Here is a 516-nt window from a genome sequence, read left to right as displayed (position 1 = left end):
CTCCGGCGCGGCGGCGTCGCGCCGCGCCTCCGCCCCGCGCAGCCGGGCCAGGGCCTGCAGCCGCGCCGCGCCGGCGGCGGCGGCGCCTGGGGCCAGCACGTAGCCATCCCAGCGCCACAGCGCCCCGCCGCGCGACACCAGCGCCTGCCCCGGGCGCAGCGCGGCTTGCAGCGGCGCCCCATCCTCTGCCAGCCCCACCTGCGACAGCGCGCGCGCCAGTTCGGGCGGCGCCTGCACCAGCGCCGCCAGCGGCGTGGCGCCGGCCGGCAGGGCGGGGGCGGCGTCCAGCGGCGGCAGGGCGCGCCAGAAGCGGCGCCCCTGCCCGCGCCCGCCATCCAGCCCCTCGCCCAGGGCGGCGCCCAGCGCGGCTTCCAGCCCCTCAGGGATGCCCAGCGCCGCGGCGATGGGCTGCGCCTCGGCGCCGCCGGCGGCGGTGGCAGCGCGCAGTCCCTCGGCCTCGGCGGCCAGCCGGGCCAGGGCGGCGCGGGCGGATTCGGCGGCCTCGCGCGCCGCGCG

The 516-nt window shown here is 84.5% G+C and carries 1 pseudogene; it reads right to left on the bottom strand.

What is annotated here, in order from left to right:
* Positions 1 to 516: pseudogene (locus ACI6QG_RS19640) on the bottom strand (AAA family ATPase); the annotation flags it as partial.

It is taken from the genome of Sabulicella flocculans (genome assembly GCF_045449635.1).
Classification (GTDB): Bacteria; Pseudomonadota; Alphaproteobacteria; order Acetobacterales; family Acetobacteraceae; genus Roseococcus.
This window is presented reverse-complemented; position numbering and strand designations above follow the sequence as displayed.